At 66.1% G+C, this 18,369-nt stretch carries 15 protein-coding genes; 12 read left to right on the top strand and 3 right to left on the bottom strand.

Annotated features, from left to right (window positions below):
• Positions 1-16: 16 nt before the first annotated feature.
• The 3 genes from M2361_RS07535 (at position 17) to M2361_RS07525 (ending at position 2,973) form a co-directional block, all read left to right on the top strand.
• Complete coding sequence (locus M2361_RS07535; protein ID WP_259247476.1) at positions 17-1,171, top strand: LD-carboxypeptidase; 1,155 nt, start codon at positions 17-19, stop codon at positions 1,169-1,171.
• Between the two features lie 137 nt (positions 1,172-1,308).
• A complete protein-coding gene (locus M2361_RS07530; RefSeq protein WP_259247475.1) occupies positions 1,309-1,653 on the top strand; it encodes a helix-turn-helix transcriptional regulator in 345 nt (114 codons plus the stop codon).
• 12 nt (positions 1,654-1,665) lie between these two features.
• The gene (locus tag M2361_RS07525; RefSeq protein ID WP_259247474.1) at positions 1,666-2,973 is read left to right on the top strand and encodes a type II toxin-antitoxin system HipA family toxin; all 1,308 of its coding nucleotides are present in this window, start codon (positions 1,666-1,668) and stop codon (positions 2,971-2,973) included.
• Positions 2,974-3,012: 39 nt separating this feature from the next.
• Here M2361_RS07525 and M2361_RS07520 read toward each other — a convergent pair whose 3' ends face one another.
• The 3 genes from M2361_RS07520 to M2361_RS07510 form a co-directional block, all read right to left on the bottom strand.
• Positions 3,013-3,477, bottom strand: a complete 465-nt coding sequence (locus M2361_RS07520; protein ID WP_259247473.1) for an Rrf2 family transcriptional regulator — start codon at positions 3,475-3,477, stop codon at positions 3,013-3,015.
• A gap of 107 nt (positions 3,478-3,584) precedes the next feature.
• Positions 3,585-4,475: a cyclopropane-fatty-acyl-phospholipid synthase family protein gene (locus M2361_RS07515; protein WP_259247472.1), complete on the bottom strand. Its 891-nt coding sequence runs from the start codon at positions 4,473-4,475 to the stop codon at positions 3,585-3,587.
• A 30-nt stretch (positions 4,476-4,505) separates the two neighbouring features.
• Positions 4,506-5,801 carry an APC family permease gene (locus M2361_RS07510; RefSeq protein ID WP_259249257.1) on the bottom strand — a complete coding sequence of 432 codons (1,296 nt, stop codon included), beginning with the start codon at positions 5,799-5,801 and terminating at the stop codon, positions 4,506-4,508.
• Between the two features lie 409 nt (positions 5,802-6,210).
• Between M2361_RS07510 and M2361_RS07505 the strand changes: the two genes are divergently transcribed.
• The 9 genes from M2361_RS07505 to pdeM all read left to right on the top strand — a co-directional run bounded on the left by M2361_RS07505 (position 6,211) and on the right by pdeM (position 18,119).
• Positions 6,211-7,140, top strand: coding sequence for a Ku protein (locus M2361_RS07505; RefSeq protein ID WP_259247471.1), 930 nt, complete (start codon positions 6,211-6,213; stop codon positions 7,138-7,140).
• 1 nt (position 7,141) lies between these two features.
• Entirely contained in the window at positions 7,142-9,736 is a 2,595-nt protein-coding gene (gene ligD / locus M2361_RS07500) for a DNA ligase D (RefSeq protein WP_259247470.1), read from the top strand.
• Positions 9,733-10,833 carry an acyl-CoA dehydrogenase gene (locus M2361_RS07495; protein ID WP_259247469.1) on the top strand — a complete coding sequence of 367 codons (1,101 nt, stop codon included), beginning with the start codon at positions 9,733-9,735 and terminating at the stop codon, positions 10,831-10,833. The genes ligD and M2361_RS07495 overlap by 4 nt, the downstream gene beginning before the upstream one ends.
• Positions 10,821-11,414, top strand: coding sequence for a bifunctional 2-polyprenyl-6-hydroxyphenol methylase/3-demethylubiquinol 3-O-methyltransferase UbiG (locus M2361_RS07490; RefSeq protein ID WP_259247468.1), 594 nt, complete (start codon positions 10,821-10,823; stop codon positions 11,412-11,414). Before M2361_RS07495 ends, M2361_RS07490 begins: the two co-directional genes overlap by 13 nt.
• A gap of 3 nt (positions 11,415-11,417) precedes the next feature.
• Positions 11,418-12,098 (top strand): glycosyltransferase family 2 protein, encoded by a 681-nt coding sequence (locus M2361_RS07485; RefSeq protein WP_259247467.1) that lies wholly within the window; start codon positions 11,418-11,420, stop codon positions 12,096-12,098.
• Between the two features lie 173 nt (positions 12,099-12,271).
• A complete protein-coding gene (locus M2361_RS07480) occupies positions 12,272-13,279 on the top strand; it encodes a ligase-associated DNA damage response exonuclease (protein ID WP_259247466.1) in 1,008 nt (335 codons plus the stop codon).
• A gap of 19 nt (positions 13,280-13,298) precedes the next feature.
• Positions 13,299-14,936 carry an ATP-dependent DNA ligase gene (locus M2361_RS07475; protein ID WP_259247465.1) on the top strand — a complete coding sequence of 546 codons (1,638 nt, stop codon included), beginning with the start codon at positions 13,299-13,301 and terminating at the stop codon, positions 14,934-14,936.
• Entirely contained in the window at positions 14,933-17,395 is a 2,463-nt protein-coding gene (locus M2361_RS07470; protein ID WP_259247464.1) for a ligase-associated DNA damage response DEXH box helicase, read from the top strand. Before M2361_RS07475 ends, M2361_RS07470 begins: the two co-directional genes overlap by 4 nt.
• Entirely contained in the window at positions 17,379-18,119 is a 741-nt protein-coding gene (pdeM, locus tag M2361_RS07465) for a ligase-associated DNA damage response endonuclease PdeM (protein WP_259247463.1), read from the top strand. The genes M2361_RS07470 and pdeM overlap by 17 nt, the downstream gene beginning before the upstream one ends.
• Positions 18,120-18,369: the final 250 nt, after the last annotated feature.

Genomic DNA, 18,369 nt, shown 5'->3' with positions numbered 1-18,369 from the left:
CATCCAACCCCGAACCATGCCCCCCCAGCCTGCCGAACCCGCCTTGCCTGTCCCGACCCACCGCAGAAGCTTCCTGAAACAGGGCGGGGCGCTGTGCCTGTCCGCGTTGGTGCTGGGCGGTTGCGCCAGCCGCGCACCGGGCGGCCGCTCTGCCACGCCAGCTGGCACGGTTTCCGGCCGTTCCCAAAAACCCACGCCGCCCCCGCCCCCCAACGGCATCGGGGCCACGCCGGTACCCGCTCTACGGCCCGGCGCAAGAATCGCGATTGTGGCGCCGGCCTCGGCTGCGCTTAACGCCAGCGACGAGGCGGCGGAATGGTTGGAAGCCCGGGGCTACGTCGCCCAGGTCATGCCCGCCAGCCGCACCCGCATGAGCCCCCCCTATGACTACTTGGCCGGCAGCGACGCCGACCGGCTGGCCGATCTGCACGCCGCCTTCGCCGACCCCGAGGTGGGTGCGGTGTGGTGCCTGCAAGGCGGCTTCGGGTCGTGGCGCTTGCTGGATCAACTGGATGTCGGGCTATTGCGCCGGCACCCCAAACCTTTCATCGGGTATAGCGACATTACGGCCCTGCACCTGGCCATGCAGCGGCATGTGGGGTTTGTGACCTTTCACGGGCCGATGCTGGCGCAAGACCTGTTGGCCGGCAAGCGCGAACCCACGGAATCCAGCGTGCTGGCGATGGTCAGCGGCCAGATGGGGGCGGGCTCCTGGATTGCGCCCCCGCTAGACGCCCTGGCCACTGAATTGGTGTCGGGCGTGGCCAGCGGGCGGCTGGTGGGTGGCAACCTGGCGCTGATCGCCGCCTTGACCGGCACGCGCAACGACATCGACACGCGCGACGCCATCCTGTTCATCGAAGATGTGAACGAAGCCATTCCCCGCGTGGATCGCCTGTTGGGCCAACTGGCGGCTGCCGGCAAGTTCGACAGCGTGCGCGGCTTGCTGGTGGGCAACTTCACCCGCCTGCGCGGCCAGATGGACGACGCCGAGGCGCAAGGCCTGCTGTATCCGCTGATACTCGATCAGTTCCGAGCGCGCGGAATTCCGATACTAGCGGGCTGGCCCAGCGGTCACGGCGACCCGAACTTGACGCTGCCGCTGGGCGCGCAGGTCACCCTGGATACCGCGCGGGGCGGGTTGCGGCTGGATCAGGCGGTGGTGGTTTGAGCACTATTTCTGGAATGAAGCTTTTGAATTATTAATAGCTCATAGATTTAATTAATGAACTATTAATGAGTCACAGATAAAAAACACCATGATCTATTAATCGTGCATTTCCAGGTTGTCGGATCTATTATTGCGGCATGAAAAAGAAGATAGAGCCCAGTTTTGATGCCGCCGAAGCGCTGGTCCGCCTGGGCGCCAACCTACGCACGGCACGCTTGCGCCGCGCCGAATCCGAAAGCGTGCTGGCCAGCCGCATGGGCGTTTCGCGCGCCACCATCGCGCGGCTGGAGCGGGGCGACGGCGGCGTATCGCTGGCCTTGGCGATCGAGGCCTTGCTGCAATACGGCTATGCCGACCAGGTGTTTGCGCTGGGCGACCCCGAACAAGACGGCGTGGGCAAGCGGCTGGATGCCTTGCGCCGGCCCAGCCGAGGCAGCAGCGCCGCCTTGCATGCGCACCGCGCCGACCCTTCCAAGCTCTAGGCCAGGGTCGGCATGGCGCGCGCTCGCAAGCACAAATCCGTTGAAAGCGAACTGTTCGTCTACGTGGGCATCCGCGGTGAAGCGGTCTTGGCCGGCGTGCTGACGCTGGACGACTCCGACGAAACCCGCTTCTTCGCCGAATTCACCTACGTGCAGTCCTATGTGCGCGACCCACGCGCCTTCGCGCTGGACCCGCTGAACCTGCCGCTGATCGACGCCACCACCACGTTTCGCACCGAAAGCCGCTACGAAACGCTGGGCGCTATCTTCGATGCGGCGCCCGACGCCTGGGGGCGCAACGTCATGCGGGTGGACAAGGCGGGCGCGCGCGTCACGGAAGACGAAGTGCTGCTGCGCGGTCGGGGCATGGGCGTGGGCGCGCTGTTCTTCAGCGCTCGCCTGCTGACGCCGAACATGCGCAAGACCTATCGGCTGCCCGAAGTCAGCCAACTGGAATCCTTGGCCGACCTGTTGACCGACATCGACCAGGGCGTGAAGCCCAAAGGGCTGTATCGCGACATCCTGGGCAGTTCATGGGATATCGGCGGCGCGCGCCCCAAGACCATCGTGCGCGACGAGCAGGGCGAAATGTGGATTGCCAAGTTTCCCCGCAAGGGCGATTCCTATGACCGGCAGCGGGTTGAATTCGCCAACCTGCGGATGGCGCGCGCCATCGGACTGACCGTGCCCGACATCCGGCTGACCGAAACCCATCTGGGCGCGGTGCTGCTGACCCACCGCTTTGACCGCGAGCTGCTGCCGGTGCCCGAAGGCGCGGCGCCCGTGGTGGCGCGCCGCCATTTTCTAAGCGGCGCGTCGTTGATCAGCCCATCCGTCCAGATCGGCAAACGCGACCTGGACGGCCCCCAGGGCAAGGCCACGTATTCCTATGCGCGCCTGGCCGACGTCACGCGCCGCATTTCGTCGAACCCTGTGCAGGACCTGAAAGAGCTTTACGCGCGCATGATCCTGAACGTGGCCGTTCACAACACCGACGACCACCTGAAGAACGTGGGATTCCTGAAGGACGAGGGCGCCCATACCTATCGGCTGGCGCCGCTGTTCGACGTGGTGACGCAGGAAGGCTCCGCCCGCCATTACCTGCATATCGGCACGGCCGGGCGCGACAGCACGTTTGAGAATTGCCTGTCGGAGTACCGGCGTTTTGGGTTGCGGTCAGAGGCGGCCGCGCGCTCGATCGTGGATGCGGTGCGCAGTGTCGTGGCGCGGCGCCAGCGGTATTACGCGGCTGCCGGCATGGGGCAGGACGAGATCGCCTTGGTGGAATCGACGCTGGCGGCGTGGCGTGCTCCTGCCTGATTGCGGCTCGCTGAACCGGCAGTCCCTTCCTTCGCGCCGTCAAGGCTGATGTACCGCGCCCAGATCAATCCGCCGTCCCTGTTTGACCATGGCTTCGTGGAAATCCTTGCTCAACGCAGCCAGCGTCACGCCGCCAAAGCGCGCCATCAGCAAGGCTTCGGCGTCTTCGAAAGCGCCGGTCAGCGCCTTATTCACGGCGGCCTCTACCAGGCAGCCGGGCGATTCGCTACGGTTGCCCATGGCGAAGATTTCCGGTGAACCCAACGCTTCGTAGATGTCGCGCAGGGTCACGGCGTTGAAATCGCAAGAGATGGTCCAGCCGCCGCCATGGCCTTTTTCAGAGCTGACCAACTGTTGGTCGCGCAAGCCCGCCATGATGCGGCGAATGACGACCGGGTTGGTCTGCATGACCCGGCCCAGGTCTTCGGACGTCATGGGACCGGGCGCTTCGGCCATATGGAGCAGTACGTGAAGCACGCCGGAAAGTTTGCTGTCTCTTCTCATGCAACGCATGCTATTGCATGAGAAGCGGCCCGGTCAAACCTGAATGACCCGGCCGCTATTCCCAGCAGTTACTTCGGCAGCTACCCCGGCAGTTCCTCCGGCGGTGACTACACCCGCTTCCCCGTCCAATTGCCCTTGCCGGCGGCGGTGCCGCTCATGGTCTTGCCATTGACTTCGCCGGTGTAGCGCACGCCGTTGGCGGTGAACGCGATGGCGGTGCCGTTCATGCGCGCATCCGTGATGTCGGCCGACCCGAACTTGCCGGACAGCATCTGATACTGCTGTGTGAGTTGCAGCGTCTGGCCGTCCACTTCCCATTTGCCTTCCACCTTGGCGGGCACGATCCACAGCAGCGCGGTGCAGTAGGTGGAGCAGTCCTTGGTGACGGTTTCGGACGCATCCGGTTCCCAGTCACCCATGCGGAACGTGTTGGACACCACCCGCGTGCCGGGCTTCAACTGCAACAGGGTGGGGCGCAGCTTTTCGTTGATGGTGGACAAGAGGAACATGGTGATCACGTCCGCCTTGGACAGGTCCGTCTTGAACAAGTCCGCCGCCACGAAGGTGGCGCGGTCGGCCACGCCCGCGCTCTGGGCGTTGCGGCGCGACAGCTCCACCAGGTCCGGGTTGTATTCAATGCCTTGCGCCGTCAGCCCGCGTTGCGCGGCGGTGATCACGGTGCGCCCATCGCCCGAGCCCAGGTCCATCAGCCGGTCCTGCGGGGTCACCTTGGCCATGTCCAGCATCTTGTCCACCAGCGTTTGCGGCGTGGGTACCCAGATAACGTCCTTGCCGGCCTGGCCCACGTCTGGCTTGTAGTCGTCCTTGGCGGCGCTTGGGGCTGCCGACCCAGCGGGCTTTGCCGCGGGTTGCGCCATGGCGACGGCGGTGAATGCCAGCGATAGCGCCATGGCGGTGGCGACAGCGATGAGTCGGGCCCGTGGCAGGCCGCCACTTGTCACGCGGCGGGAGTCTAGAGGCTGAGTCGAGGCTTGCATGATGGCTCCTTGTGGGTCGAACAATAAAAGTCAGTCGGGCAATCGGGCGGGTTTCAGCAATCGCAGCATCGGCACGCCGGCCGCCAGCACCGCCAGCCCGATCAACGCCCCGGCCCCCGCATAGACGGCGCTGGAATAGACCAGGCCCGCGCAGGTCAGGCCAAGAAATAGCGGCGGCAGGGGGTAGAACGGCACGCGAAACGGCCTGGGGCGGTCGGGATCCAACTGGCGCAAGCGCCAGACGGACGCCGCCACCAGCAGCATGAAAATCCAGAAAACCGGCGCGGTGTAGGCCACCAGCGTCTGCACGCTGTTCTGGCTGAACGCGCCCAACCCCACCAGCGCCAGTGTGATGAGCCCCTGGGCCAGCAAGGCGGCCACCGGTGTTTCATTGCGTGCGCTCCAGCCCGACAGGGCGCGCAGCTTGGGCACGTCGCGCCCCAGCGCGTAGTAGACGCGGGCGCCGGTAATGATGGTGCCGTTGATGGTGCTTAGCGCCGTGGCGCAGACGGTCAGGCTGAGCAATGCCGCCGCATAGGGGCCGGCCGCCAATTGCATGACGTCGGCGCCCAACGCGGGGGTGTTGCGCAAGCCTTGCAGGCCAAATAGTTCCAACAGGGCCAGGTTCGTCAGCAGATAGGCGCCGGTCACCACCGCCGTGCCGATCAGCAGTACCCGGCTCATGTTGCGTCCGGGCTCGCGCAGTTCGCCGCTGAGGTACGCGGCTTCGTTCCACCCACCGTAGGTCAGCAGCACGAACACCATGCCCATGCCCATCAGCCCGGCCGGGTTGCCGGTAAGCGGGGTGGGAGCCACCGGAGCCAGCCCGTTGCCGCCCGTGCCCGACAGGCTGGCCACCAGCACCGCCCCCAGGGCCAGCAGCGTCAAGATCGTGAAGACCCATTGCAGCCGCTTGGAATGGCGCGTGCCCACCACGTTCAGCGCCGTCAATGCCACCACTGAAATCGCCGCATGCACGGCTGGCCCGTAGGTGCCCAGCGGCATCAGGCGTTGCGCGTAGTCACCATAGATGTACGCCACCACCGCAATGGCGCCGGTCTGGATCACCGTGCAGCGTGCCCAGGCAAACAACAAGCCCACGCGCGGGCCCCAGGCACGGGTCAGGTACAGGTATTCGCCCCCCGCGCCGGGGTAGGCCGAACCCAGTTCCGCGTAGCACAGCGCGCCCACCAACATGACGAAGCCGCCCGCGCACCACAGCGCGATATACATGGCCTCGGACGCGGCGTGTTGGGCAACTAGTGGCGGAAAGCCGAAGATGCCGATGCCGATCACCACGCCGACCAGCACCACGGTGGCGTCCATGACTGACAGGCCGGCTGGCGTAGTCTCTTCCGAGGTTTGAGGAAAACGGGTCGGTGGCGCGGCGGCGCGCGTGCGTGACGGCATCATCGGTACTCTCGGAAAGGGGAGATAGGCCACGAGCGGGCCCGCCTGACATGCAACTGAACGAATTGCGACCGACTCTCAATTGAAAAAGTTTCTTCGGGTTTTCCCTTTGCACATCAAGATGGGTGTTCGGCAGTGCGGATATTGAAGGTAGAAATTACTTTCTAAGTAATCGATAACTACTTGATAGATATATCTAATCGGCCGTCATTAAAGCAAAATAGTTAAAGTGCTTTCTTAACTATGAATTCGCATTCTTTGACGACGCCCCATTCCAGCGGGAACACAATTTGCTGAACTCAGCACCGACTGAGAGGAGCGGATCATGGCAACAAGAACCATCTGGAAGGGGGCGATTTCGTTTGGCCTCGTCCATATACCGGTCGGCCTGCATACGGCCACCACGGACTCCGGGGTGGACTTCGACTGGCTGGACAAACGCTCGATGGACCCGGTCGGGTACAAGCGCATCAACAAGCGCACGGGCAAGGAAATCGACAAAGACAACATCGTCAAAGGCGTGGAATACGAAGACGGCCAGTACGTGATCATTTCCCCGGAAGAGATCGCCGACGCCTATCCCCGCACCACGCAAACCATAGAGATACAACAGTTTGTGGAGGCCGGCGACGTCTCTTTTGTCTACCTTGAACGGCCGTACTACGTGGCGCCCATCAACAAGGGCCAAAAGGTGTACGCCTTGTTGCGCGACACCTTGGCCAAGACTGGCAAGATCGGCATCGCCAAAGTGGTGATCCAGACCAAGCAGCACCTGGCCGCCTTGATTCCGTCGGGTGATGTGCTGGTGCTGAACCTGATGCGCTGGGGCGATGACGTCAAGTCGCTGGAAGGGCTGGATCTGCCCAAAGTCGGCGCCAAGGGCATGGCGCCCAGCGCCAGCGAATTGAAGATGGCCAAGATGCTGGTCGACGACATGTCCGGCAAGTGGGACCCCGAGGAATTCAAGGACGAATTCAAGGCTGCCGTGATGGACCTGGTGGCTCGCAAGGTGAAGGCCGGCAAGACGGAAACCGTGGTCGAACCGCAGGAAGAAGCGCCCGAATACGCCGACAACGTGATCGACCTGACGGAATTGCTGCAACGTAGCCTGAAGGGGGGCAAGACGGCCAAGCAACAGCCGGCCGCCGCGAAGAAGCGGACGGCCACAAAGACGGCCACGAAGAAGTCCGCGAAGAGCACCAAGAAGACGACGAAGACCACGAAAACCTCCTCCTCTTCGCGCAAGGCGGCGTGACATGGCCGACAGTCTTAAAACCTACCGGCAAAAGCGCAATTTCAAGGTGACCACCGAACCCGCCGAGGGCGGGCAGGCAAACGAATCCGCGCGCGCTTTCGTCATCCAGAAGCATTGGGCCAGCCGGCTGCACTACGACTTTCGCCTGGAGCTGGACGGCGCCATGAAAAGTTGGGCGGTGCCCAAGGGGCCTAGTTTCGACCCCTCGGTCAAGCGCATGGCCGTACAGGTGGAAGACCACCCCATTGCCTACAACCAGTTCGAAGGCCAGATTCCCGAAGGCCAATACGGCGCGGGCAAAGTCATCATCTGGGACGAAGGGGTCTGGACGCCCGTGGCCGATGCGCGCAAAGGCTATCGCGAGGGCCACCTGAAGTTCGACCTGCAAGGCAAGAAGATGCAGGGCCGATGGGCGCTAGTGCGCATGAAGGGCAAGGAAGGCGATAAGCAGCCGCCGTGGCTGCTGATCAAGGACCGCGACGCCTATGCGCGCCCCGAACGCGAATTCAGCGTGGTGGACGAAATGCCGGACAGCGTGGTGCCGCTGCGCGATGCAAAGGCGGTCGGCAAGACCACGAAGGCCAAGGCCGCTACGAAGTCCGCTACGGCGCCCGCCGCTAAGCCCGATACCAAGCCCAGCGCCACGTCCACCGCAGACCCGTTGCCCGGCCGGCCCGCCGATCTGCCCACCGCATTCAAGCCCCAACTCGCCACGCTGGTCGACGGCCTGCCGCCGCACGCGGAAGACTGGCTGTACGAACTGAAGTTCGACGGCTACCGCCTGCTGGTGCGCATCGAGGGCGACGAGGTCAAGCTGTACACCCGCAACGGCCACGACTGGAGCGCCAAGCTGCCGCATATCGTCCAGGCCTTTGCCAAACTGCCCGCCAAATGGGCATGGGTGGATGGCGAGGTCGTCGTGCTGAACGAACAGGGCGTGCCCAACTTCCAGGCGCTGCAAAACGCTTTTGACAATGACCGCACCGGCGACATTGTGTTCTACGCCTTTGACCTGCCGTTCATCGGCTGCCGCGACCTGCGCGAAGAGCCGCTGACCGTGCGCCGCGAACTGCTGGCGCAATTGATGGACACCGCCGACGACGACTTTCTGCGTTTTAGCGAAGCGTTCAAGGAAACGCCGTCGAACCTGGTGGCGTCGGCCTGCAAGATGGGCCTGGAAGGCATCATGGCCAAGCGCCAGTCGGCGCCCTATGTGTCGCGGCGCAGCGATAGCTGGCTGAAGATCAAGTGCGCCAAGCGGCAGGAATTCGTCATTGTGGGCTATACCGCCCCGCAAGGTGCGCGCGAAGGCCTGGGCGCCTTGCTGCTTGCCGTGCATGAAGACGATGGCGCCTTGCGCTATGCGGGCAAGGTCGGGACCGGCTTTGACCGCCAGGGGCTGATTGCGCTGCACAAGACGCTGTCCGCCATCGAAACCGACAAGAAACCCGTCAGCGGCGGGCAGGCGAAAGGGGTGCATTGGGTCAAGCCGGAACTGGTGGCCGAGGTGTCGTTCGGCGAATGGACCAGCGGCGGACACATCCGCCATTCGGTGTTTCGTGGCTTGCGCCAAGACAAGCCGCCCAGCCAGATCATCCGTGAAAAGCCGGCGGCGGCGTCTCGGGCGCAGGCCGCCAGCACTGCCAGGCCCCGGGCCAAGTCCCAGGCCGAGGCCAAGCCCACCCCCGCGCCCCAGGCCGCCGCCCCCGCGCGCGCCAAACCCGCGCGGCTGACGCACCCTGAGCGCGTCATCGACCCGTCCACCAAGCTGACCAAGCTGGACCTGGCGCGGTACTACGGCCTGGTTGCACCCTTGATGCTGGAACACCTGAAAGACCGCCCCGTATCCTTCCTGCGCGCGCCTTCCGGTATCGACGGCCAGCTCTTTTTCCAGAAGCACCTGGAAGCCGCCATGCCGGGCGTGAAGTCCTTGCCCACGCGCTTGGACCCGGATCATCCGCCGCTGCTGGAAGTGCCCACGGCCGAAGCCATCATGTCGGCCGTGCAGATGAACGTGGTGGAATTCCATACCTGGAACGCCGTGAAAACGGCTATCTCCAAACCCGACCGCATGCTGTTCGACCTGGATCCCGGCGAAGGCGTCAAGTGGGCAACGATGCAGCAGGCTGCCCGGCTGGTGCACACCATGCTGGATGAACTGGGCCTGGAATCCTGGCTGAAAACCAGTGGTGGCAAGGGCTTGCATGTGGTCGTGCCGCTGCGCCGTCAATACGATTGGGACACTATCAAGTCCTTTGCGCAGACCGTCGTGGTGCATCTGGCCCGCACCTTGCCGCAGATTTTCGTGGCTAAAAGCGGCCCCAAGAATCGCGTGGGCAAGATCTTTGCCGACTATCTGCGCAATGGCTTTGGCGCAACCACGGTGTCGGCGTGGTCGGCACGGGCGCGGCCCGGCATGGGCGTGTCGGTGCCGGTGGCGTGGGACGAACTCGACAAACTATCCAGCGGCGCGCACTGGACCATCAGCAATATTCATGAGCGTCTGGACGCGGGCAACACACCCTGGGACGGCTATGCGCCGCAAGCGGTGGGGCCGGCCATGGATGCGCTGGATTTCAAGCGTGGCAAGTCATGAGCAACCGCCCCGCGATTCTGTTGCCCAGCGCGCCCTTGGCCGCCATTCGCCGCGTGTTGAGCGAATTGGGCTATTGGAGTGATTTGGCCGCGCCGCCCGATCCCGGTATCGCCTTGCGCCACCTGGTGGATGCCGGCTGTGACCACCTGCCGCTACCAGGTTCCGGCGCCACGCTGGCCCGCTGGCAGGCGCTGGCCCGCGTGGCCGCCGTGGACCTCAGCCTGGTCAAACTGTATGAAGGGCACACGGATGCCTTGGCGATATTTGCGGAACTCGGCCTGACACTTGACGCGCCTGCGGGCAGCCGCTGGGGCGTGTGGTGCGCCGAGCCGCCCGATTACCGCGTGGCGCTGGTCCCGCAGCCCGACGGCAGCGCCCGTTTGCGCGGCGTGAAGGCATGGTGTTCCGGCGCCGCCACGATCAGCCATGCGTTGGTCAGCGCTTGGGACCCCGCGGGCGAACCCTGTCTGGTGGCGGGGGCCCTGGATCAGCCCGGGGTTACGGTTACAAGCGAAGGTTGGCACGCGGTCGGCATGCGCGCGTCGGCCAGCGTCAACGTGGTGTTCGATGACGCGGTGTGCCGGCAGGTCGGCGCGCCGGGTGCCTACGTGAATCGGCCGGGTTTTCAGCATGGCGGCGCGGGTGTGGCGGCGTGCTGGTACGGCGGGTTGACGCGCATTGCGTCGACGCTGCGAGCCGCCACGCCGGCAGAGACGCCAAACGCACCAAGCGCACCAACCGCCCCAAGCGCGCCGACGGAAAACCCGCATCGGCTGGCCCATCTGGGCGCCATCGATGTGGCCATGGCGCAGGCGCGCGCCGTGTTGCGCGACACCGCCGCCCTCATCGACGCGAACCCGGCGGACGCCTGCACGCTGGCTTGCGCCCGCGCGCGGTTGGCTGTCGAGGCTGCCGCCAGCGAGGTGATGACACGGGCAGGGCGGGCGCTGGGCGCCGGGCCGCTGTGCCGCGACGCCGGCTTCGCGCAGGTGATGGCCGATCTGCCCGTTTTCATCCGACAAAGCCACGCGGAACGCGATCAGGCGGCGCTGGGGCGGCTGGTCCGCAATCAGGAGGAACCGCCGTGGCAGTTGTAGGCGTGGACCACTTCGAAACGCTGTACCGCCGGCACGCCGACCCCTGGCGCGTGGGCAGCGCCTGGTACGAACGGCGCAAGCGCGCGCTGCTGTTGGCGGCGCTGGGGCGGGAACATTACCGCCATGCCTTCGAGCCGGGCTGCGGCAACGGTGACCTGAGCTTGCCGCTGGCCGCCCGCTGCCAGCGCGTGTGCGCGGTGGATTTCGCCGGCACCGCGCTCAGCCGCTGCCGCGCGCGGCTGGCGGATCAAGGCATCGAACACGTCGACACACTGACGCTGGACCTGCCGCGCGAATGGCCGCCCGTGCCGCATGGCGGGTTTGACCTGATCATCGTGTCGGAGCTGGGGTATTACCTGGACGACGCCGCGTTGACGCTGTTCCTGCAAGGTGTGGACCGCTGCCTGGCCAACGATGGCGAACTGGTGGCCTGCCATTTCCGGCCTGACTTTGATGACCGCCTGCAAGCCACCGATGCCTTGCACGATGCGCTAGGTTCGCTGCGCGGGCTCGTACCGATTTTCAAGCACCAGGAAAGCGCTTTTGCGCTGGACGGGTGGCACCGACAACAGGAAGGGTGAGCCATGATCGGCGTCTGTATTCCGGCCCACAACGAAGAACGCCACATTACCGCCTGCCTGCGCTCCGTGCTGCGGGCGGCGCGACACCCGAAGCTGCGCGCCGAGGCCGTGCGCGTGGTGGTGGTGCTGGATCATTGCGTGGATCGCACGGCGCAGCTGATCGGGGCGTGGCCCGTGCATAGCCTGGCGATCGGCGCGCGCAATGTCGGGGTGGCCCGCGCGCAAGGCGCCCATGATCTGCTGCAAGCCGGCGCGCGCTGGCTGGCGTTCACCGACGCCGACACTCGCGTATCGCCGCGCTGGCTGGTGGATCAGTTGTCCTTGAATGCGGAAGTCGTGTGCGGCACGGTGGGCGTGGCGGGCTGGCGCGAGCATGGCGTCCGGGCGGCGCAGGCGCGCCGGACGTTTACCGGGCAATACCAGGATCGCGACGGGCATCGGCATGTGCACGGCGCCAATCTGGGTATCGAAGCGGGCGCGTATTGCCGCATTGGCGGTTTTGAAGCGTTGCCGTGCAGCGAAGACCAGGCGCTGGTAGACAAGCTGGAGCGGGGTGGGGCGCGGATTGCGTGGTCCAGCCTGCCGCGCGTGACTACCAGCGCGCGCCCGCATTCCCGGGTGGAAGGCGGCTTTGCCACCGCCCTGCGCGGCGGCTGGAACCTGGCTAATGAGCCGGCCGGCTAATGACCTGGCCGGCCGGGGATCATCACCACGGCGCCATCGACATCAACACCGCCACCGCCACCACCAATGCCAGGATCGTCAGAATGTGCTTGGTTCGCATAAGACCTCTTGAAGTATCGTGAAAGTGCTACACACCACGCCTATCAGCACAACTCATGCCCGAGGAGGTTTCGATGTCTGACGTCGTGCAATGGCGGCCTGAAGGCTTGTATTGCCCGGCCGGCCAGTTCTACATCGACCCCTGGCGGCCGGTGGCCACCGCCGTGCTCACCCACGGCCATGGCGATCACGCCCGCGTGGGCATGGGCTGCTATCACACCAGCGCCGAAGGGCTGCCCATCTTGCAGTGGCGCCTGGGCGAGCAGGACTACCGCGTGCACGGTTATGGAGACGTCTTCACGCTGGGCAACGCCCGCGTCTCCTTGCACCCGGCCGGCCACGTGCTGGGGTCGGCGCAAGTTCGCATCGAAGCCGATGGGCAGGTCTGGGTGGTGTCGGGCGACTACAAACGCCAACCGGACCCCACTTGCAGCCCCTTTGAAGTGGTGCCTTGCGACACCTTCATCACCGAAGCCACCTTTGGCTTGCCCATTTACCGCTGGCCCGACACGGCCGAGGTGGCGCGCGACATCGTCCAATGGCGCGACCTGTGCGCCGCCCGCGGCGAGGCCGCCATTCTGTACTGCTACGCGCTGGGCAAGGCGCAGCGCGTGCTGGCGGAACTGGCGCCCTGGATCGACCGGCCCGTGTATTTGCACGGCGCCATCGCGGCCGGTGTGGACGTGTACCGGCAGGCCGGTATTCACATGGCGGACACGCGCCTGGTCATTGATGCTGATGGCGGCGCACCCGCCGCGTCTGGATCGGGCTTTGCCGGCGAGCTGATCCTGGCGCCGCCGTCAGCCGCGGGCAGCACATGGCTGCGGCGATTCCGTCGCGCGCAGCACGGCTTTGCGTCGGGCTGGATGCGTTTGCGGGGCAACCGCCGGCGTCGCAACATGGACCGGGGCTTTGTCGTGTCGGACCATGCCGATTGGCCGGACCTGCTGCGCACCATCCACGAAACGGGCGCGCGCCGCGTCATCGCCACGCATGGCGATACGGATGCGCTGGTCCGCACGCTGAACGACGCCGGCACGGCGGCCGAAACGCTGGCCACCCAATACGGCGAAGACGATTGACCCGGAGGCCAAGCCCAGCATGAAGCGATTCGCGGCGCTATATCAGGAACTGGACCGGAGTACCGCCACCTTGGACAAGCGGGCGGCATTGGTGGCGTACTTTCGCGATGCGCCACCGCGCGACGCGGTCTGGGCGCTGTATTTGCTGGCGGGCGGCAAGATCAGCAGCGCGCGCCGCAAGATCGCGGGTGTGGCCGAACTGCGCGCCTGGGCCGCCGCCGCCTCCGGCACGCCGCCCTGGCTGCTGGACGCCAGCTATGACCAGGTGGGCGACCTGGCCGAGACCTTGGCGTTGCTGATGCCGGATCCCGAACCCGGCTCCGATTCCGGGCGGGCAAGCCCCGAACTGCCAAGCCCCGAGCGCGGCCTGGCCGATTGGATCGAAGAAGTGTTGCTGCCCGCCGCCAACCGCGACGAAGCCGAGCGCCGGGACATCATCGTGCCGGCTTGGCGCAGCCTGCCGTTCGACCAGCGCCTGGTCTTCAACAAGATGTTGACGGGCGCGCTGCGGGTGGGCGTATCGCAGCGCATGGTGCAGCAGGCGCTGGCCGAAATGTCGGGCGTGCCCATTGCCCGCATCGCGCAACGCATGCTGGGCACGTGGACGCCCAGCCCCGCCTTTCTGCGCGACCTGCTCAGCACCGAAGCCTTGCCCGGCGACCGCCAGCAACCATACCCATTCTTTCTGGCCTCGCCGCTGGATGGCGAGCCGGCCAAGCTCGGGCCCATCGATGATTGGCTGATCGAATGGAAATGGGACGGCATCCGCGCCCAACTGATCCGCCGCCACGGCGAGGTGGCGCTGTGGTCGCGCGGCGAAGAACGGCTGGACGGCCGCTTTCCGGAAGTCGAAGCCGCCGCCCACGCGCTGCAAGTGGACTGCGTGCTGGATGGCGAACTGCTGGCCTGGCAGGAAGACGCCACCGGGCCGATGCCGTTTTCCGCCTTGCAAACGCGCATCCAGCGGCTCAAGCCCGGCCCCAAGTGGCTGGCCGAAGCCCCTGTGCGGATGCTGGCCTACGACCTGCTGGAGGAAAACGGCGCCGACCTGCGCGACCGGCCCCAGGCCGAGCGCCGCGCCATGCTGGAAGCGCTGCTGCAACGCCATCCCGACCCGCGCCTGTCGCTGTCGCCCACGGTGGCGCCGGGCAGTTGGGAAGCCGCCGCCGAATTGCGCCTGGAATCGCGCGAGCGCGACGTGGAAGGCTTCATGCTCAAGCGCGCCGCCGCCGGCTACCAAAGTGGACGGCGGCGTGGCGATTGGTGGAAATGGAAGATCGACCCACTGACCATCGACGCCGTGCTGCTGTATGCACAGTCCGGCCATGGCCGCCGCAGCACCCTGTACACCGACTACACCTTCGGCCTGTGGCAAGGGGACGCGCTGGTGCCCATCGCCAAGGCGTATTCCGGGCTGGACGACAAGGAAATCCTGGAACTCGACCGCTGGCTGCGCGCCCACACGCGCGAACGCTTCGGCCCCGTGCGCTCGGTGGAGCCGGTGCAGGTGTTCGAGCTGGGCTTTGAAGGCGTCAACCTGTCCAAGCGACATAAGTCCGGGGTGGCCGTGCGCTTTCCGCGCATCCTCAGATGGCGGCGCGACAAGCCCGCCGCCGAGGCCGACCAGTTGGATACGCTGAAGGCGCTGGCGCGATGACACCGCCCCCGCGTGGCTGGGACGCGCCCCTGGCGGCCTGGTTCAAGGCGCGAGGCTGGCGGGCGGCGGCGTTTCAGCGCGAGACCTGGCAGCGGTATCTGGCGGGCGAATCCGGCTTGCTGCACACGCCAACCGGCAGCGGCAAGACGCTGGCGGCCTTTGGTGGGCCGGTATTGGAAGCCTTGTCCAACCCGGATGTGGCACGGCCCACAACCGGTGCAGGCCCCCGGGTGCTGTGGGTGACGCCGCTGCGCGCCCTGGCCACCGACACCGCCCGCGCCCTGGCCCAGACGGCAAGCGAGCTGGGCCTGGGCTGGACCGTGGCCCTGCGCACGGGCGATGCCAGCGCGCGCGACAAACGGCTGGCCCGCCAGGGCAAGGCCGACGTGCTGGTCATTACGCCGGAATCGCTGGCGCTGCTTTTGTCTTACGCGGATGCGTCGTCGCGCTTTCGGGCGTTGCGGGCGGTGGTGGTGGATGAATGGCATGAACTGCTGGGCAATAAGCGGGGCGTGCTGCTGCAACTGTGCCTGGCCCGTCTGCGCCGTTTGTCGCCCGCCTTGCGCACCTGGGGCCTGTCGGCCACCTTGGGCAATCTGGACGAAGCCCGCGACGTGTTGCTGCCGCATCGGCCGCAAAGCGCACTGGTGGCGGGCGCGCGGCCGCGCAAGGTCACGCTGTCGACCTTGCTGCCCGAGCGCAACGGCGCGCTGCCCTGGGCCGGGCATCTGGGCTTGTCTCAATTGCCGCGCGTGTACAAGCGGCTGTTCGACGTGCGGGCCAGCCTGCTGTTCACGAACACGCGCGCGCAGGCCGAGCTTTGGCACCGCGCGCTGGAATCGATCTGGCCGGAAGACCCGGCCACGCTGGCGCTGCACCATGGTTCGCTGGACCCGGCGCTGCGCACCCGCGCCGAACAAGGCCTGCGCGACGGCAGCATCCGCTGCGTGGTGGCCACATCCAGCCTGGATCTGGGCGTGGACTTTCCGGCGGTGGACCAGGTGTTGCAGGTGGGCAGCCCCAAGGGTGTGGCGCGGCTGTTGCAGCGGGCAGGGCGGGCCAAGCACCGTCCGGGCGAATCCGGCCATGCGCTGTGCGTGCCCGCGCAGGCGCTGGAACTGATCGAGTACGCCGCCGCGCGACAGGCCATCGCGCGCGGCGAAATCGAATCGCGGCCCCCGCCGCGCGGCAGCCTGGACGTGCTGGCACAGCACGCGGTCACGCTGGCGCTGGGTGGCGGCTTCAAGGCCGACGCGCTGTTTGACGAAGTGCGCGGCACCCATGCCTATGCCGAACTGGACGCGGCCACCTGGCAGGCGGTGCTGGATTTCATTGTGCAAGGCGGCCGCGCCTTGTCCAACTATCCGGAATTCCGCCGCGTTGAAAAAGACGAAGACGGCTGCTATCGCGTGCACGACCGCCGCATCGCGCTGCGGCATCGCTTGTCCATCGGCACTATCACGGCGGACGGCGCCGTGTCGGTGAAGTACTTGCGCGGCGGCGGGCTGGGCTCGGTCGAAGAAGGGTTTCTGGCACGGCTGCGGCCAGGCGACCGTTTCCAGTTTGCCGGACGCACCTTGGAACTGGTGCGACTGGAAGGCATGACGGCCTATGTGCGGCGGGCCAAGGGGGGCGATGGGCCGGTGGCAACGTGGCAGGGCGGGCGCATGCCGCTGTCCACGCAGTTGGCGCGCGAAGTGCAAAGCCTGTACGCGGAACCCGGCAGCCACCCGGAAATGCGCGCGGTCGAACCCTTGCTGCGCATTCAACGTGAAGCCAGCGCGCTGCCGGCGCCCGGCCGGCTGCTGGCCGAACGCATCGCCACGCGGCGGGGCATGCACGTCTTCCTGTTTCCGTTCGCGGGTCGCGCCGTCCACGAAGGCATGGCCGCCATGATTGCGCTGCGCTGGGGCCGGCTTCAAGCCAATACCTTTTCCTATACGGTCAATGATTACGGCTTGATGTTGACGTTGGCTGAACCCGCTGAGCTGGACGACACGCTGCTGCGCCAACTGATCAGCCCCGAGAACATGGCCGCTGACCTGCGCGACGGCGTCAACCTGGGCGAGCTTGCCCGCAGGCAGTTCCGGGAAATTGCGCGCGTGGCGGGTTTGCTGACGCCGTCGTTGCCGGGCAGGGCGGCCCGTTCGCTGCGCCAGGTACAGGCGTCCAGCGGTCTGCTGTATGACGTGTTGCGCCGCTACGACCCCGACCACCTGCTGCTGGCGCAAGCCGAGCGTGAAGTGTTCGAACAGCAATTGGAAGCGCCGCGCCTGCTGGCGGCCTTGCAAGATTGCGAATCGCGCGCGCTGGACCTGTGCCAACCCCGGGCGCTGACACCCCTGTCGTTCCCGCTATGGACCGAAAGCCTGCGCGGGCAACTCAGCACGGAAAGCTGGCAAGCACGAGTCAAGCGCGCCGCCGCGCAACTGGAGAAGCGCTATGCCGGAATCGGGTGAGGATGTTTCTGGCAGTGGATCTAGCAGCGGGTCTGACCGTGAATTTCACAGCGGGTCTCACCGCGAAGCTGACAGCGCGCATGACGACACCCTGGCGATCCGCCTGGCGGGTGAAGCCGTACTGTTGCTCGGCCAGCGTGCCTTGTATTGGCCGGCGCGCGCACGGCTGGTCATCGCCGACCTGCACCTGGGCAAGAGCCATGTGTTCCGGCAGGCAGGCATCGCCGTGCCGCGCGGCGCCACCCAGGCCGACCTGGACCGGCTCACGCAACTGGTGCACGACACCCGTGCGCGCGAGCTATGGGTGGTGGGTGACGTGCTGCATGGCCCCATGTCGCAAGCGGGCTGGCGTCAAGATTGGGAAGCATGGCGGCAGGCCCATGCCGCCCTGGATGTCGCGGTGCTGGCGGGCAACCACGACCGCGCGCTGGAGGGGGCGGCGTTGGGAATGCGGCAACTGGGCGAAGCCTATGTCGATGGGCCCTTTGTGTTCCGCCATCTGCCGCAGCCGGACCCGCAGGGCCGGCACGTCATCGCCGGACACGTGCACCCCAAAACCCGGCTGCCGGGCGTACCGAGAGATTGGCCGGCGTTCTGGTTACGCCCCGGCATTACGGTCTTGCCCGCGTTTTCGGCATTCACGGGCGGCTACGCGGTGAGTGTTGAAGATAGCCACGTCCTGGTGGCCTGTGTGGAAGGCAGCGTGGTGACCCTGCGCCGGTAGGATGGGTGCAGCGCGGCACGGTCGTGCCCAGGATTCCAACGCAAATCGCGCGGAACCCATCATGCAGCGGTTGTTATGTGGCTAGGTTGCAGAAGAATTGGGGCGTTGCTTGATGGGTTTCGCGCGGATCGCAGCTTTGTTCTTTTTGGCGCTCTGCCGCGCTGCACCCATCCTACGAATTGCGCCGACCGTGCATCGTAGGATGGGTGCAGCGCGGCACGGTCGTGCCCAGGACTCCAACGCCAATCGC

It is taken from the genome of Achromobacter sp. JUb104 (genome assembly GCF_024806975.1).
GTDB lineage: Bacteria > Pseudomonadota > Gammaproteobacteria > Burkholderiales > Burkholderiaceae_B > Achromobacter > Achromobacter spanius.
Note: the sequence above shows the minus strand (reverse complement) of the source record. Positions and strands in the feature narration are given on the sequence as shown.